Source organism: Methylopila capsulata, from assembly GCF_016907975.1.
Lineage (GTDB): Bacteria > Pseudomonadota > Alphaproteobacteria > Rhizobiales > Methylopilaceae > Methylopila > Methylopila capsulata.
This window is the reverse complement of record NZ_JAFBCY010000002.1, coordinates 907621-926548: the sequence shown is the minus strand read 5'-3', so window position 1 is coordinate 926548 and position 18928 is coordinate 907621. Positions and strand designations below refer to the sequence as shown.

Genomic DNA, 18928 nt, shown 5'->3' with positions numbered 1-18928 from the left:
GAGCCCCATGCCGCAGCACCGAACCGTCTCCCGCCGCGCGGTCGCCGCGTGGGCGCTCTACGACGCGGCGACGCAGCCCGTGTTCACCTTGCTCGCGACCTTCGTGTTCGCGCCGTTCTTCGTCTCGCGGCTGATGGACGATCCCGCGGAAGGGCAGGCGCTGTGGGGCGTCGCGGCGGGAACCGCGGGACTGATCGTCGGCCTCGCCACGCCCCCGCTCGGCGCGATCGCGGACCGGACCGGCGGCCGCAAGCTTTGGATCGCGGGGTTCTCGCTCCTGATCGTCCTTGGCGCCTCGGCCCTGTGGTTCGCGGTCCCCGGGTCGGCCTACGCGGTTCCGATCGCGCTCGGCGGGTTTGTGGTCGCGACCGTGGGGGCGGAATGCGCCACGGCCTTCACCAACGCCATGATGCCGACGCTGGCGCCGCCGGAGCGGATCGGCCGCCTGTCCGGCCTGGGCTGGGCGACCGGCTACGTCGGCGGCCTGATCGCCCTGGCGATCGCGCTGCTGCTGTTCTCCGCCGATCCGGAGGACGGGCTGACGCTCGCCGGGATCGCGCCGATCCTCGGGCTCGATCCCGCGACCTCCGAGGGGGATCGCGCGGCGGGACCCTTCTCGGCGCTGTGGTACCTCGTCTTCGCCGCCCCGCTGTTCCTGTTCACGCCGGACGTGACGGCCGGATCTCCGCGCGGCGCGGTCACGGCGGGTTTAAGGGACCTCTGGCGGACGCTGAAGAGCCTGCGACGTTCGCCGGACCTCGCGCTCTTCCTCGCGGCTCACATGCTCTACGTGGACGGGCTGACGGCGCTGTTCGCCTTCGGCGGCATCTACGGGGCGGGCGCTCTCGGCTGGGGGCCGATCGAAACCGGCGTCTTCGGCGTGCTCGTCATCGTCTCCGGGATCGTCGGATCGCTGGTCGGCGGCTGGCTCGACGACCGCGTGGGCCCCGAGCGCGTGGTCGCGTGGTCGCTTGGACTTCTGACCGCCGCCGCGGTGGCGATCGCCTCGATCGACCGCGCGCGCATCCTGTTCGTGGTGCCGGTGACGCCGCCGGTGCCCGATGACGCCCTGTTCTCATCCGCTCCCGAGCGGCTGTTCATCGGCCTCGCCCTGGTGCTCGGCGCGGCCTCAGGGCCACTCCAGGCGTCCTCGCGCTCGCTGTTGGTGCGCCTCGCGCCGAAGGAAAAGCTCACGCAGGCCTTCGGCCTGTTCGCGCTGTCGGGGAAGGTCACGTCCTTCCTCGGGCCGTTCGCGGTGGCGGCCGTGACCGCGCTGACCGACAGCCAGCGGGTTGGCGTCTCGGTGCTGATCGCCTTCTTCCTGGGCGGGGCCGCTCTGCTCGGCGCCGTCCGCGTGCCCGACGCGCGGGACTAGCGGCCTCCCGCCTCAGGGTGCGGCCTTGCCGCTCACGGGTTGCGCCGCGCGCGGCGATGGCTAGAGTGCGCCGCGCTCCAAGACCCTTGCGCTCCAAGACCCTCAGGACCCTCTCGCATGTCAGACGCCGCCTCCGTGAAGAAGGTCGTTCTCGCCTACTCCGGCGGCCTCGACACCTCCGTGATCCTCAAGTGGCTGCAGACCACTTACCAGTGCGAAGTGGTGACCTTCACCGCCGACCTCGGCCAGGGCGAGGAGCTGGAGCCCGCGCGCAAGAAGGCGGAGCTGCTCGGCATCAAGCCCGACAACATCTTCATCGAGGACCTGCGCGAGGAGTTCGTCCGGGACTTCGTGTTCCCGATGTTCCGGGCGAACGCGGTTTACGAGGGGCAGTACCTGCTCGGCACCTCGATCGCGCGGCCGCTGATCGCCAAGCGCCAGATCGACATTCTGCGCGCGACCGGGGCCGACGCCGTCTGCCACGGCGCCACCGGCAAGGGCAACGATCAGGTCCGCTTCGAGCTCGCCTACTACGCGCTGGAGCCGGAAGTGAAGGTCATCGCGCCGTGGCGGGAGTGGGACCTGACCTCCCGCACCCGGCTGATCGAGTTCGCGGAAGCGCACCAGATCCCGATCTCGAAGGACAAGCGCGGCGAGGCCCCGTTCTCGGTCGACGCCAACCTTCTGCACTCCTCGTCCGAGGGCAAGGTGCTCGAGGACCCGAGCCTCGCGGCCCCCGAGGACGTGCACATGCGCACGATCTCGCCCGAAGAGGCGCCGGACCAGCCGACGCTGATGTCGATCGACTTTGAGAAGGGCGACGCGGTCGCGATCGACGGCGAGGCGCTGTCGCCGGCGTCGATCCTGACCAGGCTCAACGAGCTGGGCAAGGCCAACGGCATCGGCCGCCTCGACCTGGTCGAGAACCGCTTCGTGGGCATGAAGTCCCGCGGCGTCTACGAGACGCCGGGCGGCACGATCCTGCTCGCCGCCCACCGCGCGATCGAGTCGATCACGCTCGACCGCGGCGCCGCGCATCTCAAGGACGAGCTGATGCCGCGCTATGCGGAGCTCATCTACAACGGCTTCTGGTTCTCGCCGGAGCGCGAGATGCTGCAGGCGGCGATCGACCTGTCCCAGAAGGAGGTGTCCGGCCGCGTGCGGCTGAAGCTCTACAAGGGCAACGTCATCGTCACCGGCCGCGAGAGCCCGAACTCGCTCTACAATCAGGAGCTCGTCACCTTCGAGGACGGCGCGGTCGCCTACGACCACCGCGACGCGGCGGGCTTCATCAAGCTCAACGCCCTGCGCCTGCGGACGCTCGCCGCCCGGAAGAACCGCGCGGAAAACTGAGCGACCGGCTCCTCGGGCCGCGCGAGCATGAGCGCGTTTCGGCGCGCGTTTTAGGCCGGGACTGAGGCTCGTCCGCGAGCGCGCGCGGTCGCGCGGCCGGCCCGCCCTTGCGTTTCGAGCGCATTTCGCGCATGTGTGCGCCGCACACGAGATAGAAGAAGCGAACAGGCGGGGCCGCGCGGGCGGCCCTGAAGCGAGAGCCCATGATACTCCACAATGTCGCGATCATCGCGCACGTCGACCACGGCAAGACCACGCTGGTCGACAAGATGCTGTCCCAGTCCGGATCGTTCCGCGAGAACCAGCGCGTCGCCGAGCGCGTGATGGACTCGAACGACCTCGAGAAGGAACGCGGCATCACGATTCTCGCCAAGGCGACGTCGATCGTGTGGAAGGACACCCGCATCAACATCGTCGACACGCCGGGCCACGCCGACTTCGGCGGCGAGGTCGAGCGCATCCTGTCGATGGTCGACGGCGTGATCGTGCTGGTGGACGCGGCCGAAGGCCCGATGCCGCAGACCAAGTTCGTGGTGTCGAAGGCGCTGAAGATCGGCCTTCGCCCGATCGTCGCGATCAACAAGGTCGACCGCCCCGACGCCCGCGCCTCGGAAGTCATCAACGAGGTGTTCGACCTGTTCGCGGCGCTCGACGCGACCGACGAGCAGCTCGACTTCCCGATCCTCTACGGATCCGGCCGCGACGGCTGGCTCGCGCCCTCGCCCGAAGGCCCCAAGGACGAGGGCCTGGCGCCGCTGTTCGACCTGATCCTCAAGCATGTGCCTGAGGCCAAGACCGAGCCCGGCCCGTTCCGCATGCTCGGGACGCTGCTCGAGGCGAACCAGTTCCTCGGTCGCATCATCACCGGCCGGGTCATCTCCGGCCAGGTTCGGCCGAACCAGACCGTCAAGGTGCTGTCGCGCGACGGCCAGCTGGTCGAGAACGGCCGCGTCTCCAAGATCCTGGCCTTCCGCGGCATCGAGCGCACGGCGATCGACGTCGGCGAGGCCGGCGACATCGTCTCGATCGCAGGTCTGGTGAAGGCGTCCGTCGCTGACACGTTCTGCGATCCGCAGGTGACCGAGCCGATCCAGGCGCAGCCGATCGACCCCCCCACCGTGTCGATGAGCTTCCTAGTCAACGACAGCCCGCTCGCCGGCACCGAAGGCGACAAGGTCACGAGCCGCGTCATCCGCGACCGGCTGCTGAAGGAGGCCGAGGGTAACGTCGCGCTCAAGGTCGAGGAAGCCGCCGACAAGGACTCGTTCATCGTGTCCGGCCGCGGCGAACTGCAGCTTGCGATCCTGATCGAGCAGATGCGCCGTGAGGGCTTCGAGATCGGCGTGTCGCGTCCGCGCGTCGTGCTGCAGCGCGACGAGGCGACCGGCGAGATCGTCGAGCCGATCGAAGAGGTCGTGATCGACGTCGACGAGGAGCATTCCGGCGTCGTCGTGCAGAAGATGTCGGAGCGCAAGGCCGACATGCTCGAGATGCGCCCGTCCGGCGGCAATCGTCTGCGGCTGATGTTCCACGCGCCGACCCGCGGCCTCATCGGCTACCAGGGCGAGCTGCTGACGGACACCAAGGGCACGGCGATCATGAACCGCCTGTTCCACGCCTACGGCCCCTTCAAGGGCGAGATCGCCGGCCGCAACAACGGAGTGCTGATCGCGAACGAGGCCGGCGAGGCGGTGGCCTACGCGCTCTGGAACCTCGAAGACCGCGGCCCGATGATCATCGAGCCGGGCTGGAAGGTCTATCAGGGCATGCTGATCGGCATCCACAGCCGGGACAACGACCTTGAGGTCAACGTCCTCAAGGGCAAGAAGCTCACCAACATCCGCACCCAGTCGAAGGACGAGGCCGTTCGCCTCACGCCTCCGATCCGGATGACGCTCGAGCGCTCGCTGGCGTGGATCCAGGACGACGAACTCGTCGAGGTGACCCCGAAGTCGATCCGACTGCGCAAGCGCCTGCTCGACCCGAACGCCCGCAAGCGCGACAGCCGCAAGGGCGAAGCCGAAGTCGCGTAAGGCTTGACGAAAGGGCGGCGTCGTCCGGGCTCCATGAGCCGGGCGAGCCGCCCTTTTTTCATCGCGCCGCCTGCACCAGGCGCATCCTGTCTCCGAGGATCACGAGCCCCGACAACAGGCCCGAGCGGTAGGCGCCGGTGTCCAGGTTGATCCGGTGCGGATGGTCGAGATCCACGCCGCGCTGGGGCGTGTGGCCGTGGATCACGGCGACGTTCTCGGCGTAGGGGCCCGCGCTCTCCAGCCAGGGCCGGCGGATCCACATCAGGGTCCGGTCGGTCTGCGCCGCGAGCGACGTCTGCGGGTCCAGCCCGGCGTGGACGAAGACAAGATCGCCGATCCGCCACAGCGTCGGCCGCGCGTCGAGCCATTCCAGCAGGTCCGGGCCGATCGCCGCCTTCAGGGCGTCCGTCCAGCCGCTCTCGCCGACGCGCACGCCCGCCTCGCCCGCCACGTCCCCGCCGCCGAACTCCAGCCAGTGCGCGACGACCTCGGGTCGAGGCTCGGCCAGCACGTCGAGCAGGACGTCCTCGTGATTGCCCCGCAAGGTGATCGCGGTCGCGCCCTGCGGGGCGGCGCGCGCGAGCCGTAGCGCGGCGAGGCTCCCCGGCCCACGGTCCACCAGGTCGCCGACGCTGACGAAGATCCGCTCCGGCGCCGACGCGATCTCCTCCGCCAGCGCGTCGCGCAGGGCCGCGAACAGGTCGATCTGGCCATGGACGTCGCCGACGGCCGCGATCGCGACGCCGGGCGGCGCGGGGCGGATGGCGGGACGCCACTCATGGCGCAGAACGGTGACGGCGGTCATGGCGGCTCGATGATTGGGGAGCGGACGCGATCCGTGACATAGCGCGCCGCGCGCGGTTCGGGACGCGCCGGGGCGAAAACGCGGACGGCCCGCGAGGGGTGTCCCCCGCGGGCCGTCAGAAACGTCACGAACAGGCCGGCGAACGCGGCCCGTCCATCCGCTGGATCAGTGCGCGATCATCGCGACGAACAGCTGGCCGCGCTTGGAGTCGAGCTCGGCGGCGGTCAGCTTGCCGTCCTTGTCGGCGTCGGCGCCCTTGAAGCGCTTGCGCGCGATGCTCAGCCACTCGTCGAGCTCGAGCGTCTTGTCGCCGTCCTTGTTGGCGCGCTCCCAGTCCTTCGCCGTCAGGCGGCCTTCGGTCTCGTTCGGCTCGAGGGTCTTGTCGCCGTCCGGATTGATCGCCTGGTAGGTGTCGGCGGCCAGCATCAGAGCCTCGGGCAGCTCGATGGTCTGATCGCCGTCCTTGTTGTACTTCGCCAGAACTTCGGCGCCGGTCATGGTCGTCGCGGCCTGCGCCACGAGCGGAGCCGCCACGAGGACAAGCGCCGCCGCGGCGGCGCCAAGACGATGAGTGAACACGCTCATGGTGTTTTCCTGATAATAATAAGTTTAAACGGAGCAATCGGCAGCGGCGGCTCCGCGTTCGACAACAAACCCTGCGGAACTACGCTGCGTTGGCTCCTTATAAGCGTTTTATAAGCGCCGACCAGAGCCGAGTGCGCAAAAACCGCCAAACTCAGCCCGCGTCGACGAGGCGGGCCGCCTGTTCCACCCACTTGTCGCGCGCGATCCGGCCGGGCGGCGTCATCTTGGCGTCCAGCGACTTCCGCTCGTCCTCGGTCATCCGGGCGATCTGCCAATAATGGAAGATCCCCGCCTCGTTGAGCACGGCCTGCAGCTTCGGCCCGACGCCCGTGATCCGGGTGAGGTCGTCGGCCGGGCCCTGCGGCTCGGCCAGACGGGTCGCGCCGTTCGACTTCGCGCGCTTGCCTGTGGCGGGAGCCCTGACGGCGGCCTCCGCGCCCGCTGCGGTCTTCGGCTCGGCGCCGACTTCGGCGGGCTCCGCCTTCCGTGGGGCCTCGGCGGGAGCGGAGGGCTTCGACGCCGCTGCGGCGCGCGGCTGGTTCGACAGGATGAAATCATGGATGCGCGGGGCGATCTGCGACCGGAACCGCGACCCGTTGAACACGCCGTAGTGGCCGACCTTGTCCTGCAGATAGTGCACGCGCTTGTCGTCCGAGAGGTTCGAGCAGAGCGTGTGCGCGGCCTTGGTCTGGCCGACGCCCGAGATGTCGTCGCGCTCGCCCTCCACCGTCATCAGCGCGCAGCGGGTGATCTTCGAGCAGTCCACCGGCTTGCCGCGATGGGTCATCTCGCCCTTCGGCAGCGACTGGCGCACGAACACGGTGTCGACCGTCTGGAGGTAGAACTCCGCGGTCAGGTCCATCACCGCGAGGTACTCGTCGTAGAACTCGCGGTGCTTCTCGGCGCTGTCGCCGTCGCCGTCCACGAGGTGATTGAAGAACTCCTTGTGGGCCTCGACGTGCCGGTCGAGGTTCATCGACACGAAGCCGGTCAGCTGCAGGAAGCCGGGGTAGACCTGACGCATCGCGCCGGGGTGCGGCCACGGCACCATGGTCACCACGTTGCGCTGGAACCACTCGGTGCCGCGGTCGATGGCGACCTGGTTGACGGCGGTCGGGTTCTCGCGCGTGTCGATCGGGCCGCCCATCAGGGTCATGGAGTGCGGCACGAAGGGGTCGTCCTCCGCTTCCATGCGCGCGACCGCGGCGAGCACCGGCACGGCGGGCTGGCACACCGCCATCACGTGCACGTCGCCCTTCATGAAGCGGAAGATCGAGATGAGGTAGTCGATGTAGTCGTCGAGGTCGAAGGAGCCGTCCGTGACCGGGACAAGACGGGCGTCGGTCCAGTCGGTGATGAAGAGGTCGTGGTCCGGCAGCATGGCCTCGACGGTGCCGCGCAGCAGCGTGGCGTAGTGGCCGGACATCGGGGCCACGATCAGCAGCTTGGGCTGCTTGCGGGCGCCGGGCCGCATCGCGCGCTGGAAATGGATGAGGTCGCAGAACGGTCGGCTCCAGACCACTTTTTCGGTCACCGCCAGCCGCTCGCCGTTCACGAGCGTGGTGGCGAGGCCGAACTCGGGCTTGCCGTAGCGGCGCGTCGCGCGCTCGAACACCTCGCACATCGCCCCCATCTTCCGGCCCCAGTCGGTGTGGGAGGCGGGGTTCGCGGGGTTCTTGAAATAGAGCCGACCGGCGTCCGCCAACGCGCGGGCCGGTCCGAGCGAGGATTGCGCCGCCTCGTACATCCAGTACAAGGGCATCGTCGTCAGAGAGCCGCCCCAATCGGCGGTGGCGGGCGCCCCGCCAAACTCGCCGATACCCGCGCTCTTGATGTCTCTCGGCATCGCTCATCCTTCCGGATATGCTGCGTCGCACAACTCGCCAGACGATTCCGCGCTTCCGCCGCGGCGTCAATCCATCCGATGGCGCCGGCTCTCCGCCGCGGGCGAAGCGCGTGTAAGGTGGTCGCCGTGACCCTCGACATCTCCCACGCCCGCGAGCGCCTGTTCTTCGTCCAGCACCGCCTGCGGCTCGACACGCTCGTCCGCTTGCGGTGGCTCGCGGTCGCGGGGCAGAGCGCGGCGGTGGTGCTGGTGCACGCGGCGCTTGGCTTTCCCCTGCCGCTCGCCGCCTGCTTCCTGGTCATCGCGCTCTCCGCCGGGTTGAACGTCCTGCTGCGCCTGCGGTTTCCGGTGACGCACCGGCTCGCGCCGCAGGCCGCCGCCGCCCTGCTCGGCTACGACGTGCTGCAGCTTGCGGCGCTGCTCTATCTGACGGGCGGGCTGGAGAACCCCTTCTCCGTGCTGTTCCTCGCGCCGGTCATGATCTCGGCGACAGCGCTGCCGCCGAAGGCCACGTTGTCGCTCGCAGCCCTCGTCGTCACCTGCGCGACCCTGCTCGGCCTGGCCCATCGCCCGCTGCCCTGGTCGGGGGCCGAGCCCGTCGACATGCCGTTCCTTTATGTGGCGGGCATCTGGTGCGCCCTGCTGCTGGCGCTCTGCTTCATCGGCGTCTACGCGTGGCGCGTCGCGGCCGAGAGCCGGGAGCTCGGCCAGGCGCTGGCCGCGACCGAGCTGGTGCTCGCCCGCGAGCAGCACCTGTCCGCGCTCGACGGACTGGCGGCCGCGGCCGCCCACGAACTTGGTACGCCGCTCGCCACCATCGCGCTCGTGGCCAAGGAGCTCGAGCGGGGGATGGAGGCGGGCCCCCAGCGCGACGACATCGTGCTGCTGCGCGAGCAGGTCGACCGCTGCCGCGACATTCTCAAGAAGCTGACCTCGCTCGACGAGCACGGCGCGCCCTTCGACATCATGGCCATGGGCCACCTGATCGAGGACGTCGTGGAGCCGCACCGCAACTTTGGCGTGGCGCTGCAGGTGGCGCTGATCGGCGACCGGGCGACCGAGCCCCACTGGCGCCGCAACCCGAGCGTTCTCTATGGCCTCGGCAACATCGTGGAGAACGCGGTCGACTTCGCCCGGTCGAGCGTGCGCGTGACAGCCGGGTGGGACGCGGCGCGCGTGACCCTGGAGATCGCTGACGACGGCCCGGGCTTCGCGCCCGAGATCCTCGCCAAGGTGGGCGAACCCTATGTCTCCACCCGCTCGGACGACCGCGGCCACGACCAGGAGGCCGGCGGTCTCGGTCTCGGCGTCTTCATCGCCAAGACCCTGCTGGAGCGGTCGGGGGCGACGATCGAGATCGGCAACGCCGCGGCGCCGGAGGAGGGCGCGGTGGTGCGCGTCGCCTGGCCGCGCGGGCGTTTCGAAGCTCAGGAACGCGGCCTGTTCGGCTGATCCGCGTCGTGGGCATGCGCTCCGGCGTTGACGCGCGGCCGCTTCGTTGCTAGGAGACCGCCACTCGCGGCGGGCCTGAGCTCGCCGCTCGTCGTTTTATCGCCGCCCCTGCGCTCGACGCTCGCGGCGCATCGGATCAAGGAACGAGACGCCCATGGCCAACACGCCGTCGGCCAAAAAGGCCGCCCGTAAGATCGCTCGCCGCACGCTCGTGAACGGCGCTCGTCGCAGCCGCGTGCGCACCTTCCTGCGCAAGGTCGAAGAGGCGCTCGCCTCCGGTCAGGCGGACGACGCCCGCAGCGCGCTCCGCGCCGCCGAGCCGGAGATCATGCGCGCCGCCCAGAAGGGCGTGCTGCACAAGAACACCGCCTCCCGGAAGGTCTCGCGCCTCGCCGCTCGCGTGCGCGCCCTCAGCGCCTGAACGACGGTTTCAAGACGCATCGAAACCCGGCCTCGCGGCCGGGTTTTTTCGTTTGTGGCGCCTGCGCGACGGGCTCCGTGAACGTGCGGCTGCCGGAATTCAGCGCTTGACTCGGATTTGTGAAGGATTCGCAACAGATAGAGTCCATCCGCCGTAGGCGAGCACGAAAAATAGATGTATTTCAATGCCTTAGAAGCAGGACCCCAGGGGGGACCCGGAATCCGCCCCGTCATGGGGGAGTCGCACAGGGGCGAAGACCAAGATTCGACTCGCCGGAGTCGTTTTTGGACGACCTCCCGCCGCGCAGCGATTTTGCTGGCTACCCAAGGTTTTGCGGATTTGGAGGCGTCTCGGCCGTAAGGCGCTGCGGCGATATGAATCGATTCGTTTGGGAGTCGGCATTGCGCCGTTTTAGGCCGCTGTGTATCGTCTGACCCCATGGAGACGCCGCAAATATCTTTCTTCCACAGAAACATAAAAGCGGATCATCCGGAGATAACCTCCAGTCCTCCAAAGTATTTTTTGTGTGCGCTGGCTGCTTATCACCTGAGTTAGTGTTCCAGGATATTTAAAGCCGTGAGCCGGCGAGACGTTCCCGACTAGGGAGCCTCGCTGTGCGGCGAGTCGTGACAACGTCAAATGGGAGCGTCGGGCGAGCCCGGCGAAGGCTAGTCTATGTCTCAGACGAAAGGGCATCCCTACGCTGGCGACGTGACGCCCACCGAGGCTTGGGCGGCGCTCGAGAGCGACGGGGCGGCGGCGATGGTGGATGTGCGCACCAGCGTCGAGTGGACCTTCGTCGGCGTTCCCGATCTCTCGCCGCTGTCGAAGCGCGCGGTGCTTCAGGAGTGGCAGACGTTCCCGACCATGCAGGTCGAGCCCGATTTCCCCGCGAAGGTCGAAGGCGCGCTCGCCGCGGCCGGCGCGACCAAGGACGCTCCCGTGTTCTTTCTCTGCCGCAGCGGCGCGCGGAGCCAGGCTGCGGCGGCCGCGATGGCCGCGGCGGGCTGGACCCGCTGCTACAATGTGGCCGGCGGCTTCGAGGGTCCCCTCGATCAGGACCGCCACCGCGGCGCCGCCGCGGGCTGGAAGGCCGAAGGCCTTCCCTGGATCCAGAGCTGATCCGTCTCCGCCCATCCTTTCGACCGCCGCATCAGCTTTCCCCGGAGTGGTCCCTATGCCTTCAGCGCAACCCGAACGACTTTTCCCCGCGACTCCGGCGGCCGGCGAGATGACCGAGGGGGAGGCCGCGTGGCGGAAGGCCAGCGAAAGGCTGCGCGCCGAATTCGGGGACGACGTCTACGCCAGCTGGTTCGCGCGTCTGGTGCTCGACCGGATCGAGGACGGCGTGGCGCACCTGACGGTGCCGACGCGCTTCCTCAAGAGCTGGATCCAGTCGCACTACGCCGATCGCATCGCGGCGGTGTTCGGCGAGGAGCGCTCGGACGTCACCCGCATCGCTCTCGGCCTGCGGGTCGCGGCGCCGAAGCTTGCGACCAACGGCGGCGACGTGGTGACGTCGCCCGCCCCGCGCGAGCCCTTCCTGGACCGCGCCGCCCAGGCGGGGGCGGCCCCTGCGTCGCATTCCGGCTCCAACCGTACGTCTGACCATCAGCGCCTTCCCGGCTCGCCGCTCGACCGGCGGCTGACCTTCGACACCTTCCTCGTCGGCCGCGCCAACCAGCTCGCCTACGCGGCGGCGCTTCAGGTGGCGAACGCCAAGGCCGGCGACCCCGTGACTTTCAACCCGCTGGTGATCCACGCCGCCGTCGGGCTCGGGAAGACCCACCTGCTGCAGGCGACGGCGCACGCCGTCGAGGCCTCCGGCCGGCGCGTCATGTACCTCACCGCCGAGAAGTTCATGTTCGACTTCGTGGCGTCGCTGAAGGGCCAGACCGCGCTCGCCTTCAAGGAGAAGCTGCGGGCGATCGACCTGCTGGTGATCGACGACCTGCAGTTCCTGCAGGGCAAGGTGGTGCAGCAGGAGTTCGGCCACACGCTGAACGCGCTGCTCGACGGGCGCCAGCAGGTGATCGTCGCCGCCGACCGCGCGCCGTCCGAACTCGAGGGCGTCGACGAGCGGCTGCGCTCGCGTCTCGCCGGCGGCCTGACGCTCGAGATGGGCTCGCTCGACGAGGAGCTGCGCGCCAAGATCCTGGTGGAGCGCGTCGCCGCCGCCCGCGCCGTGCACGCGAAGTTCGACGTGCCGTCCGAGGTGATCGCCTATGTGGCGAAGATCATCACGGCGAACGGCCGCGATCTCGACGGCGCGGTGAACCGCCTGCTTGCGCACAACACGCTGACGGGCGCGCCGATTACGGTCGAGATGGCGGAGACGGCGCTGCGCGACCTCGTGCGCCAGGTCGAGCCGAAACGCGTCAAGATCGAGGACATTCAGCGCATCGTCGCCAAGCACTACAACGTCAGCCGCGCGGACGTGCTGTCGTCCCGCCGCACCCAGACGGTGGTCCGCCCGCGCCAGGTGGCGATGTATCTGTCGAAGCAGATGACCCTGCGGTCGCTTCCCGAGATCGGCCGCCGCTTCGGGGGGCGGGACCACACCACGGTGCTGCACGCGGTGCGCAAGATCGACGATCTGGCGAAGCGCGACCAGACCCTCTCCGACGAGATCGAACTGATCCGGCGCATGCTCCTGGAGTGACCGGGAGCGGGTCCGGAGCCCATGCGGCGCAGGGGTCCGCCCCTAGACTTTTGAAGGGCGCGAGCGGCCCCTGCGAGCGTTGACTTCGCACCTGCGGCAACCCTACTGTCCGCCCCGCTCGCGACCGGATCTGCCTGCCGGCGCGCCAAGTCCTGCCGCGCCGCTCGGCCCGAGGCGATCGCCCGGGCCCGCGGCGAACCCTTGAGGTGACCGCCGCGATGAAGGTTCTCGTTCCCGTCAAGAGAGTGGTCGACTACAACGTGAAGATCCGGGTGAAACCGGATGGGTCGGGCGTCGAGCTCGCCAACGTCAAGATGTCGATGAACCCCTTCGACGAGATCGCGGTCGAGGAAGCGCTTCGCCTCAAGGAAGCCGGGACCGCGACCGAGGTCGTGGTGGTGTCGATCGGACCCGCTCAGGCCGCCGAGACGATCCGCACCGGCCTCGCCATGGGCGGCGACCGCGGCATCCTCGTGAAGGTCGACGGCCCGGTCGAGCCGCTCGCCGTCGCGAAGATCCTGGTCAAGCTCGTCGAGAAGGAGCAGCCCGGCCTTGTGATCATGGGCAAGCAGGCCATCGACGACGACTGCAACCAGACCGGCCAGATGCTGGCCGCGCTGCTCGGCTGGCCCCAGGGCACCTTCGCCTCCAAGGTCGCCCCCGACGCCGACGGCGTCTCCGTCACCCGGGAGGTCGACGGCGGCCTCCAGACGGTGAAGCTGAAGCTTCCGGCGATCGTGACGACGGACCTGCGCCTCAACGAGCCGCGCTACGCCTCGCTGCCGAACATCATGAAGGCGAAGAAGAAGCCGATCGACGAGACGTCGGCGGCCGATCTCGGCGTCGACGTCGCGCCGCGACTCCAGGTGCTGAAGACCTCCGAGCCGCCGAAGCGTCAGGCTGGCGTGAAGGTCGGCTCCGTCGCGGAGCTCGTCCAGAAGCTCAAGACCGAAGCGGGAGTGATCTGATCATGGCGACCCTGCTTCTCGCCGACCACCACGAAGACAGCCTCGGCGACGCCACGGCCAAGGCGCTCACCGCCGCCAAGGCGCTTGGCGCTCCGGTGCACGTGCTCGTCGCCGGCCAGTCGCCGAAGGGCGCGGCCGAAGCCGCGGCCAAGCTCGACGGCGTCGAGAAGGTGCTCGTCGCGAGCGCCGAGATCTACGCCCACGGCCTGGCCGAGCCCTTCGCGGAGCTCATCGTCGGCCTGATGGCGAACTACGACGCGCTGGTCGCCTCGTCGTCCACCACGGGCAAGAACGTGCTGCCCCGCGTCGCCGCCAAGCTCGACGTCATGCAGATCTCCGACATCGTGAAGGTCGAAAGCCCGGACACCTTCGAGCGGCCGATCTACGCCGGCAACGCGCTGCAGACGGTGACGAGCTCGGACCCGAAGAAGGTCATCACGGTGCGCACGGCGGCCTTCGCCGCGACCGGCGAGGGCGGCTCCGCCGCGATCGAGGATGTCGCCGCGGCCTCCGACCCGGCGCTGTCGAGCTTCGTCGGCGAGGACCTCACCCAGTCCGACCGACCGGAGCTCGGCTCCGCCAAGATCATCGTCTCCGGCGGCCGCGCGCTTGGCTCCAAGGAGAAGTTCGAGCAGGTGATCGAGCCGCTGGCCGACGCCTTCGGGGCCGCGATCGGCGCGAGCCGCGCCGCGGTCGACGCCGGCTACGCCCCGAACGACCAGCAGGTCGGACAGACCGGCAAGATCGTGGCGCCGGACCTCTACGTCGCCCTCGGCATCTCCGGCGCGATCCAGCATCTCGCCGGCATGAAGGACTCGAAGGTCATCGTCGCGATCAACAAGGACGACGAGGCGCCAATCTTCCAGGTCGCGGACTACGGCCTCGTCGCGGACCTGTTCGTCGCGGCGCCGGAGCTTCAGGCGGAACTCGCCAAGTCGAAATGACGCTTTGGCGCGCAGGCGATGGTCGCCGGCGCGCCATTCTGCTTAAAATGAGCGTGCGGCGCTGGCATTGTGCGGCGCACCAATTATAGTCCGCCGCGACAGTGCCTCTCCCGGGGCGGCGGCGCAGCAGACTGGCCAGGCAGGTTCGATGGCGGTGGACATTCGCAAGATCGGCGTGATCGGCGCAGGCCAGATGGGCAGCGGCATCGCTCACGTCTGCGCGCTCGCCGGACTGGACGTCGCCTTCAACGACATCTCGTCCGACCGGCTGGCGGCCGCGATCGGCCGCATCGACGGCAACATGCAGCGCCAGGTCGCCAAGGGCGCCATCGCGGAGACCGAGCGGACCGAGGGCCTGTCGCGCATCCGGCCGGTCGACAGCTACGCCGGCCTCGCCGACTGCGATCTCGTGATCGAAGCCGCGACCGAGGACGAGCAGGTCAAGCGCAAGATCTTTTCGGAGCTCTGCCCGCAGCTGCAGCCGGGCACGATGGTGGCGAGCAACACCTCGTCGATCTCGATCACGCGGCTCGCCGCCTCGACCGATCGGCCGGAGCGGTTCATCGGCATTCATTTCATGAATCCGGTGCCGTTGATGCAGCTCGTGGAGCTGATCCGCGGCATCGCCACCGAAGACGAGACCTTCGAAAGCTCCAAGGCGCTGATCGACCGGCTCGGTAAGACCGTCGCGGTCTCCGAGGACTTCCCCGCCTTCATGGTCAACCGCATCCTGCTGCCGATGATCAACGAGGCGATCTACACGCTGTACGAGGGCGTGGGCTCGGTCGACGCCATCGACACCGCCATGAAGCTCGGCGCCAACCACCCCATGGGGCCGCTGCAGCTCGCGGACTTCATCGGCCTCGACACCTGCCTGTCCATCATGCAGGTGCTCTACGAGGGCCTGGCGGACTCGAAGTACCGCCCGTGCCCGCTGCTTGTGAAGTACGTCGAAGCGGGCTGGCTCGGCCGCAAGACCCAGCGCGGCTTCTACGACTACCGCGGCGAACACCCGGTCCCGACGCGCTGACCGATCTGTCCCGGGCGGTTTAATCGCTCGTTAAAGCCGCTCCGCCATGGTGGATTTTTGCACCATGCGGGGAGATCGCCCATGGACATCGGTTCGCTAGCGGCGGGCGCCGTGGCCACTCAGGCGCAGCAGACCCGGGACGGCTTCACCGTTGCCGCGCTCAAGATCGCGAACGAGCAGCAGCAGGCGATGGCCGACCTCGTCGCGCAGACGGCCGCAGACAGCAAGGCGCTGACCGAAGCCGGCGTGGGAACGACGCTCGACGTTTCCGCCTGACCATCGATCCATACCCAAACACCTCCTCGGCGTTCGCCGTCGTACGCCGGCTTGACTCGGGCCGCGCCGTCGCGACTTCGTGCTCGCAGGACCCACATTCGAAGGAGCCCGCGATGGCCCGCACGCTTGTCGCCGCCATCGGCCGCGCCGCCGCCGTTCTCGCGCTCGCCGTCACGCTCGTCGGCTGCGGCGTGAACAATGTGCCGACGCTCGAGGAGAAGGCCAAGGCCAGCTGGAGCGAGGTGCAGAACCAGTACCAGCGCCGCGCCGATCTGATTCCCAATCTCGTGGAGACAGTGAAGGGTTTCGCGCGGCAGGAGCAGGAGGTGCTGACCGCGGTCGTCGAGGCGCGCGCCAAGGCGACGCAGGTCACGATCGACGCCAGCAAGCTCACCGATCCCGCGGCCGTGAAAGCCTTCCAGGACGCGCAGGCCCAGCTGTCGGGCGCCCTCGGCCGGCTGCTCGCGGTGTCCGAGCGCTACCCCGACCTCAAATCCAACCAGAACTTCCTCGCGCTGCAATCCCAGCTTGAAGGCACCGAGAACCGCATCGCCGTCGCGCGGCGCGACTACATCGAGTCCGTCCAGGCCTACAACACCGAGTTGCGCACCGTGCCCGGCCGCTGGATCGCCGGCTGGCTCTATCCCGACGCCAAGCCCATGGCGGCCTTCACCGCGACGCCGGAAAACCAGGCGCCGCCGAAGGTGTCGTTCTGAGCGGCTGATCGTTTCAAACAGACGCGCCCACTTTTGTCCCCCTCCCCGCAAGGGGGAGGGGAGAGAGCGCGGCTCGGCGACGGTGAACTTTCGGGACTGTAGGCGCTCCAACTTCAACGATCAGGCTTTTGTCTGAGAGCCTCACACGGCCGCCGCCCGGCGACTTCGCTGATCGCCCTCACCGAGGCGGCCGTGCGTAGAGGTCGAGGTGTCCGACCTCAGCGCGGACGCCCGCGAACTCGGTCCGGAACGCGAGCCATCCATCGAGGCCGGCCGGCGCGTCGGGACGTTCGGCGACCGCGCGGGCCATGCCCGCCACAAGCTCACTCGTGAGCTCGGTCTCGGCCCAGCCGAGCCGCCACGGGCTCGCCGCGGCCACGGTTTGCCGCCCCTGCGCCTGCAAAAGCCGCGTCAGCGTCTCGGCGGCGGCGGGCCCGAGCCCCGGCCCGAAACCCTTGTCGGTCTGCTGGTGGCGATTGAAGGCCGCGACGACGGCGAGGTCGCTCGGATGCGCGGGCGTGAACCGCGTTGCGCCGTCATAGCTCAGCGCGGCGTAGAGCGGCCGTCGCGCCGCAGCCAGCGCGTCGACGAACCCTCGGAGCCAGTCCTCGCCGACCAGATCGAACAGGGCGGACGCCGTGACGAGGTCGGCGGAGCGCGCGGCCTCCGGCAGCGGGTCGGTGGAGAGATCGAGAGCGAAGGTCTCGACCGCGATCTCCTGTCCCTCACGGACCAGGCGCAGCACGCCGCCGTCGTCCGTCGCCGCGTCCGCCCAGGCGGACAGCCGGGCGCGGGCGTGCGCCAGCAGGGCGGGGTCGTGATCGATCAGCCGCCAGCGCTGCCGCGGCCCCAGATGTGGCGCGACCGCGCGCAGCGTCGAGCCGGATCCGCAGCCGAGATCGGCGACGACGACCTCCTCCGAGCCAGCGAAATCCGAGGCGACGGCCGCCAGAACCTCGGCCGAGCGGGCGGCATGGTCGGCGGGCTCGCGCAGGTCGAGCCAGGCGGGATCGAAGCCGCTCATCGCACGAGCGCCGCGACGCGCTCGAACACGTCCGCCGTATCCGACCAGCGCGGCAGGCGCTCGGCATGGGCCCAGGCCGCGTCGGCGGCGGCCCCGCGCGCATCGGCGTCGCCGACGAGCCGGCGGAGCGCGGCCTCGAGGCCCGCCACGTCCTCGGGATCGACGATCGCGCCGGCGTCCGCCGGCACGGTCGTCTCCGAGGCCCCGCCGCGGCCGGCGATCACCGGCAGGCCGCGCGCCAGCGCTTCGGTGTAGGCCATGCCGTAGCCCTCGTAGCGCGAGGCCAGCACGAAGACGTCCGCGCCCGCGTACTCCTGCTCGATCGCCTCATGCGACAGCTCGCCCAGCAGCTCGACGCGGTGGCCGATCCCGGCGGCCGCGATCTCGGCCGTCAGCGCCTCGACCGTCGCGGCGTCCCGCGCGACGCTCCCGGCGATCCGCCAACGCCAGTCGAGATCGGTCATGCGCGCGAGCGCGCGGGCGACGGCGATGTGGTTCTTGCGGGGGGTGACGGTCGCGACCGTGAGCAGCGTCGGCGGCCCGTTGTCCGCTCCGCGCGCGCGCTCCGCTGGGGCGACGCCGGGCTCGGCGACCGAAAGTCTCTCGGGCGAGACGCCGAAGCGCTCGCGCAGGGTCGCGGCTGTGGTCTCGCTGGTCGCGACGACATGGGCCACGGCGGTCAGCGCAGCGCGCTCGGACGCTTCGAGCCGGGCCGCGACGTTGAACGCCAGATTGCCCTCGAGCGCCAGCGGGTGGTGACAGAGCGCGATCACCGGCCGGCCGAGCGCGCGGATGCGTTCCGGCGGCAGCACGGCGTAGGCGAGCCCGTCCACGAACAGCGCCGACTCCTTCGGCACGGCCGCCAGGCGGCGCAGGGCCTCCGTGAGATCGCCGTCCGTGCCGAAGGGAAGCGCAGCCGGCAGGCCGAGCGCGACCGCGCCCCGCCGCCGACCGGCGAGTTCCGCCAGCACATGGGAGTCGTAGACGTAACCGCCGGTGCGGATCTGCAGATCGCCCGGAACCGCGAGGACGATGTCAGCCATGGCCGAGCGCGCCTTCGTACCAGGCGCGGGCCACGTGGCTCTCGTTCAGCGTGACGCGGATACGGGTCAGGCCGGCGGCGTTCGGCCCGAGCGCGCCGGTCCGCGCAGCCTCCGCCATGGCGTCGAAGATGTGCTTCGCCAGAAACTCCGTGGTGGTGCGCTTGCCCGGCAGCGTTTCGTCGAGGTTGGCGTAGTTGATCGGCGCGAGCGCGGCCTTCAGCGCGTCCGTCGCCCGGCCGATGTCGACCACGATGTCGTCGGCGTCGAGCTCCTCGCGGAAGAAGGCGACGTCGACCACGAAGGTCGCCCCGTGCAGCGCCTGGGCGGGGCCGAAGGTCTCGCCCTTCAGGCTGTGGGCGATCATGATGTGGTCGCGGACTTCGACGGCGTACATG

General features: G+C 69.5%; 18 protein-coding genes. 12 read left to right on the top strand and 6 right to left on the bottom strand.

The annotated features are described in order from the left end of the window. The first annotated feature begins 7 nt into the window (after window positions 1–7). The 3 genes from JOD31_RS10015 to typA all read left to right on the top strand — a co-directional run bounded on the left by JOD31_RS10015 (window position 8) and on the right by typA (window position 4761). On the top strand, window positions 8–1375 hold the full coding sequence (locus JOD31_RS10015) for an MFS transporter (protein WP_204950179.1): 1368 nt from the start codon (window positions 8–10) through the stop codon (window positions 1373–1375). Window positions 1376–1492: 117 nt separating this feature from the next. Next, the gene (locus JOD31_RS10010) at window positions 1493–2728 is read left to right on the top strand and encodes an argininosuccinate synthase (RefSeq protein ID WP_204950178.1); all 1236 of its coding nucleotides are present in this window, start codon (window positions 1493–1495) and stop codon (window positions 2726–2728) included. A 203-nt stretch (window positions 2729–2931) separates the two neighbouring features. Then, window positions 2932–4761: a translational GTPase TypA gene (gene typA, locus JOD31_RS10005; RefSeq protein ID WP_204950177.1), complete on the top strand. Its 1830-nt coding sequence runs from the start codon at window positions 2932–2934 to the stop codon at window positions 4759–4761. Window positions 4762–4819: 58 nt separating this feature from the next. On the opposite strand, the gene JOD31_RS10000 is transcribed toward typA, so the two are convergent. The 3 genes from JOD31_RS10000 to phaZ form a co-directional block, all read right to left on the bottom strand. Then, entirely contained in the window at window positions 4820–5566 is a 747-nt protein-coding gene (locus JOD31_RS10000) for a metallophosphoesterase (RefSeq protein ID WP_204950176.1), read from the bottom strand. Window positions 5567–5731: 165 nt separating this feature from the next. Next, window positions 5732–6151 (bottom strand): CREC-EF hand family protein, encoded by a 420-nt coding sequence (locus JOD31_RS09995; RefSeq protein ID WP_204950175.1) that lies wholly within the window; start codon window positions 6149–6151, stop codon window positions 5732–5734. 151 nt (window positions 6152–6302) lie between these two features. Next, on the bottom strand, window positions 6303–7997 hold the full coding sequence (gene phaZ, locus JOD31_RS09990; RefSeq protein WP_204950174.1) for a polyhydroxyalkanoate depolymerase: 1695 nt from the start codon (window positions 7995–7997) through the stop codon (window positions 6303–6305). Between the two features lie 78 nt (window positions 7998–8075). On the opposite strand from phaZ, the gene JOD31_RS09985 reads away from it, so the two are divergent. The 9 genes from JOD31_RS09985 (at window position 8076) to JOD31_RS09945 (ending at window position 16466) form a co-directional block, all read left to right on the top strand. Beyond that, window positions 8076–9449, top strand: coding sequence for an ActS/PrrB/RegB family redox-sensitive histidine kinase (locus JOD31_RS09985; protein ID WP_246482411.1), 1374 nt, complete (start codon window positions 8076–8078; stop codon window positions 9447–9449). Window positions 9450–9603: 154 nt separating this feature from the next. Continuing rightward, entirely contained in the window at window positions 9604–9870 is a 267-nt protein-coding gene (gene rpsT / locus JOD31_RS09980; RefSeq protein WP_204950172.1) for a 30S ribosomal protein S20, read from the top strand. Window positions 9871–10545: 675 nt separating this feature from the next. Continuing rightward, window positions 10546–10992, top strand: coding sequence for a rhodanese-like domain-containing protein (locus JOD31_RS09975; RefSeq protein WP_204950171.1), 447 nt, complete (start codon window positions 10546–10548; stop codon window positions 10990–10992). Window positions 10993–11101: 109 nt separating this feature from the next. Continuing rightward, window positions 11102–12532 carry a chromosomal replication initiator protein DnaA gene (dnaA, locus tag JOD31_RS09970; RefSeq protein WP_204950170.1) on the top strand — a complete coding sequence of 477 codons (1431 nt, stop codon included), beginning with the start codon at window positions 11102–11104 and terminating at the stop codon, window positions 12530–12532. 218 nt (window positions 12533–12750) lie between these two features. Beyond that, a complete protein-coding gene (locus tag JOD31_RS09965) occupies window positions 12751–13500 on the top strand; it encodes an electron transfer flavoprotein subunit beta/FixA family protein (protein WP_204950169.1) in 750 nt (249 codons plus the stop codon). A 2-nt stretch (window positions 13501–13502) separates the two neighbouring features. Next, window positions 13503–14444 carry an electron transfer flavoprotein subunit alpha/FixB family protein gene (locus JOD31_RS09960; RefSeq protein ID WP_204950168.1) on the top strand — a complete coding sequence of 314 codons (942 nt, stop codon included), beginning with the start codon at window positions 13503–13505 and terminating at the stop codon, window positions 14442–14444. Between the two features lie 148 nt (window positions 14445–14592). Next, on the top strand, window positions 14593–15474 hold the full coding sequence (locus JOD31_RS09955; protein ID WP_204950167.1) for a 3-hydroxybutyryl-CoA dehydrogenase: 882 nt from the start codon (window positions 14593–14595) through the stop codon (window positions 15472–15474). A gap of 81 nt (window positions 15475–15555) precedes the next feature. Further along, the gene (locus JOD31_RS09950) at window positions 15556–15750 is read left to right on the top strand and encodes a hypothetical protein (RefSeq protein WP_204950166.1); all 195 of its coding nucleotides are present in this window, start codon (window positions 15556–15558) and stop codon (window positions 15748–15750) included. Between the two features lie 113 nt (window positions 15751–15863). After that, entirely contained in the window at window positions 15864–16466 is a 603-nt protein-coding gene (locus JOD31_RS09945; RefSeq protein ID WP_204950165.1) for a LemA family protein, read from the top strand. A 178-nt stretch (window positions 16467–16644) separates the two neighbouring features. Here JOD31_RS09945 and JOD31_RS09940 read toward each other — a convergent pair whose 3' ends face one another. Genes JOD31_RS09940 through JOD31_RS09930 form a run of 3 tightly spaced genes read right to left on the bottom strand, consistent with a single transcriptional unit; the run spans window position 16645 to window position 18927 of the window. After that, on the bottom strand, window positions 16645–17490 hold the full coding sequence (locus JOD31_RS09940) for a class I SAM-dependent methyltransferase (protein WP_204950164.1): 846 nt from the start codon (window positions 17488–17490) through the stop codon (window positions 16645–16647). Then, window positions 17487–18533 carry a glycosyltransferase family 4 protein gene (locus JOD31_RS09935; RefSeq protein ID WP_204950163.1) on the bottom strand — a complete coding sequence of 349 codons (1047 nt, stop codon included), beginning with the start codon at window positions 18531–18533 and terminating at the stop codon, window positions 17487–17489. The genes JOD31_RS09940 and JOD31_RS09935 overlap by 4 nt, the downstream gene beginning before the upstream one ends. Next, window positions 18526–18927, bottom strand: coding sequence for a 6-pyruvoyl trahydropterin synthase family protein (locus tag JOD31_RS09930; protein WP_204950162.1), 402 nt, complete (start codon window positions 18925–18927; stop codon window positions 18526–18528). The genes JOD31_RS09935 and JOD31_RS09930 overlap by 8 nt, the downstream gene beginning before the upstream one ends. Window position 18928 lies beyond the last annotated feature (1 nt).

Coding starts and splice junctions, on each gene's coding strand:
- JOD31_RS09935 (WP_204950163.1), bottom strand. CDS start 18,533: ATGGCTGACATCGTCCTCGCGGTTCCGGGCGATCTGCAGATCCGCACC.
- JOD31_RS09965 (WP_204950169.1), top strand. CDS start 12,751: ATGAAGGTTCTCGTTCCCGTCAAGAGAGTGGTCGACTACAACGTGAAG.
- JOD31_RS09940 (WP_204950164.1), bottom strand. CDS start 17,490: ATGAGCGGCTTCGATCCCGCCTGGCTCGACCTGCGCGAGCCCGCCGAC.
- JOD31_RS09930 (WP_204950162.1), bottom strand. CDS start 18,927: ATGTACGCCGTCGAAGTCCGCGACCACATCATGATCGCCCACAGCCTG.
- JOD31_RS09950 (WP_204950166.1), top strand. CDS start 15,556: ATGGACATCGGTTCGCTAGCGGCGGGCGCCGTGGCCACTCAGGCGCAG.
- JOD31_RS09995 (WP_204950175.1), bottom strand. CDS start 6,151: ATGAGCGTGTTCACTCATCGTCTTGGCGCCGCCGCGGCGGCGCTTGTC.
- rpsT (WP_204950172.1), top strand. CDS start 9,604: ATGGCCAACACGCCGTCGGCCAAAAAGGCCGCCCGTAAGATCGCTCGC.
- JOD31_RS09975 (WP_204950171.1), top strand. CDS start 10,546: ATGTCTCAGACGAAAGGGCATCCCTACGCTGGCGACGTGACGCCCACC.
- dnaA (WP_204950170.1), top strand. CDS start 11,102: ATGACCGAGGGGGAGGCCGCGTGGCGGAAGGCCAGCGAAAGGCTGCGC.
- JOD31_RS09985 (WP_246482411.1), top strand. CDS start 8,076: ATGGCGCCGGCTCTCCGCCGCGGGCGAAGCGCGTGTAAGGTGGTCGCC.
- typA (WP_204950177.1), top strand. CDS start 2,932: ATGATACTCCACAATGTCGCGATCATCGCGCACGTCGACCACGGCAAG.
- JOD31_RS09955 (WP_204950167.1), top strand. CDS start 14,593: ATGGCGGTGGACATTCGCAAGATCGGCGTGATCGGCGCAGGCCAGATG.
- JOD31_RS10000 (WP_204950176.1), bottom strand. CDS start 5,566: ATGACCGCCGTCACCGTTCTGCGCCATGAGTGGCGTCCCGCCATCCGC.
- JOD31_RS09945 (WP_204950165.1), top strand. CDS start 15,864: ATGGCCCGCACGCTTGTCGCCGCCATCGGCCGCGCCGCCGCCGTTCTC.
- JOD31_RS10015 (WP_204950179.1), top strand. CDS start 8: ATGCCGCAGCACCGAACCGTCTCCCGCCGCGCGGTCGCCGCGTGGGCG.
- phaZ (WP_204950174.1), bottom strand. CDS start 7,997: ATGCCGAGAGACATCAAGAGCGCGGGTATCGGCGAGTTTGGCGGGGCG.
- JOD31_RS09960 (WP_204950168.1), top strand. CDS start 13,503: ATGGCGACCCTGCTTCTCGCCGACCACCACGAAGACAGCCTCGGCGAC.
- JOD31_RS10010 (WP_204950178.1), top strand. CDS start 1,493: ATGTCAGACGCCGCCTCCGTGAAGAAGGTCGTTCTCGCCTACTCCGGC.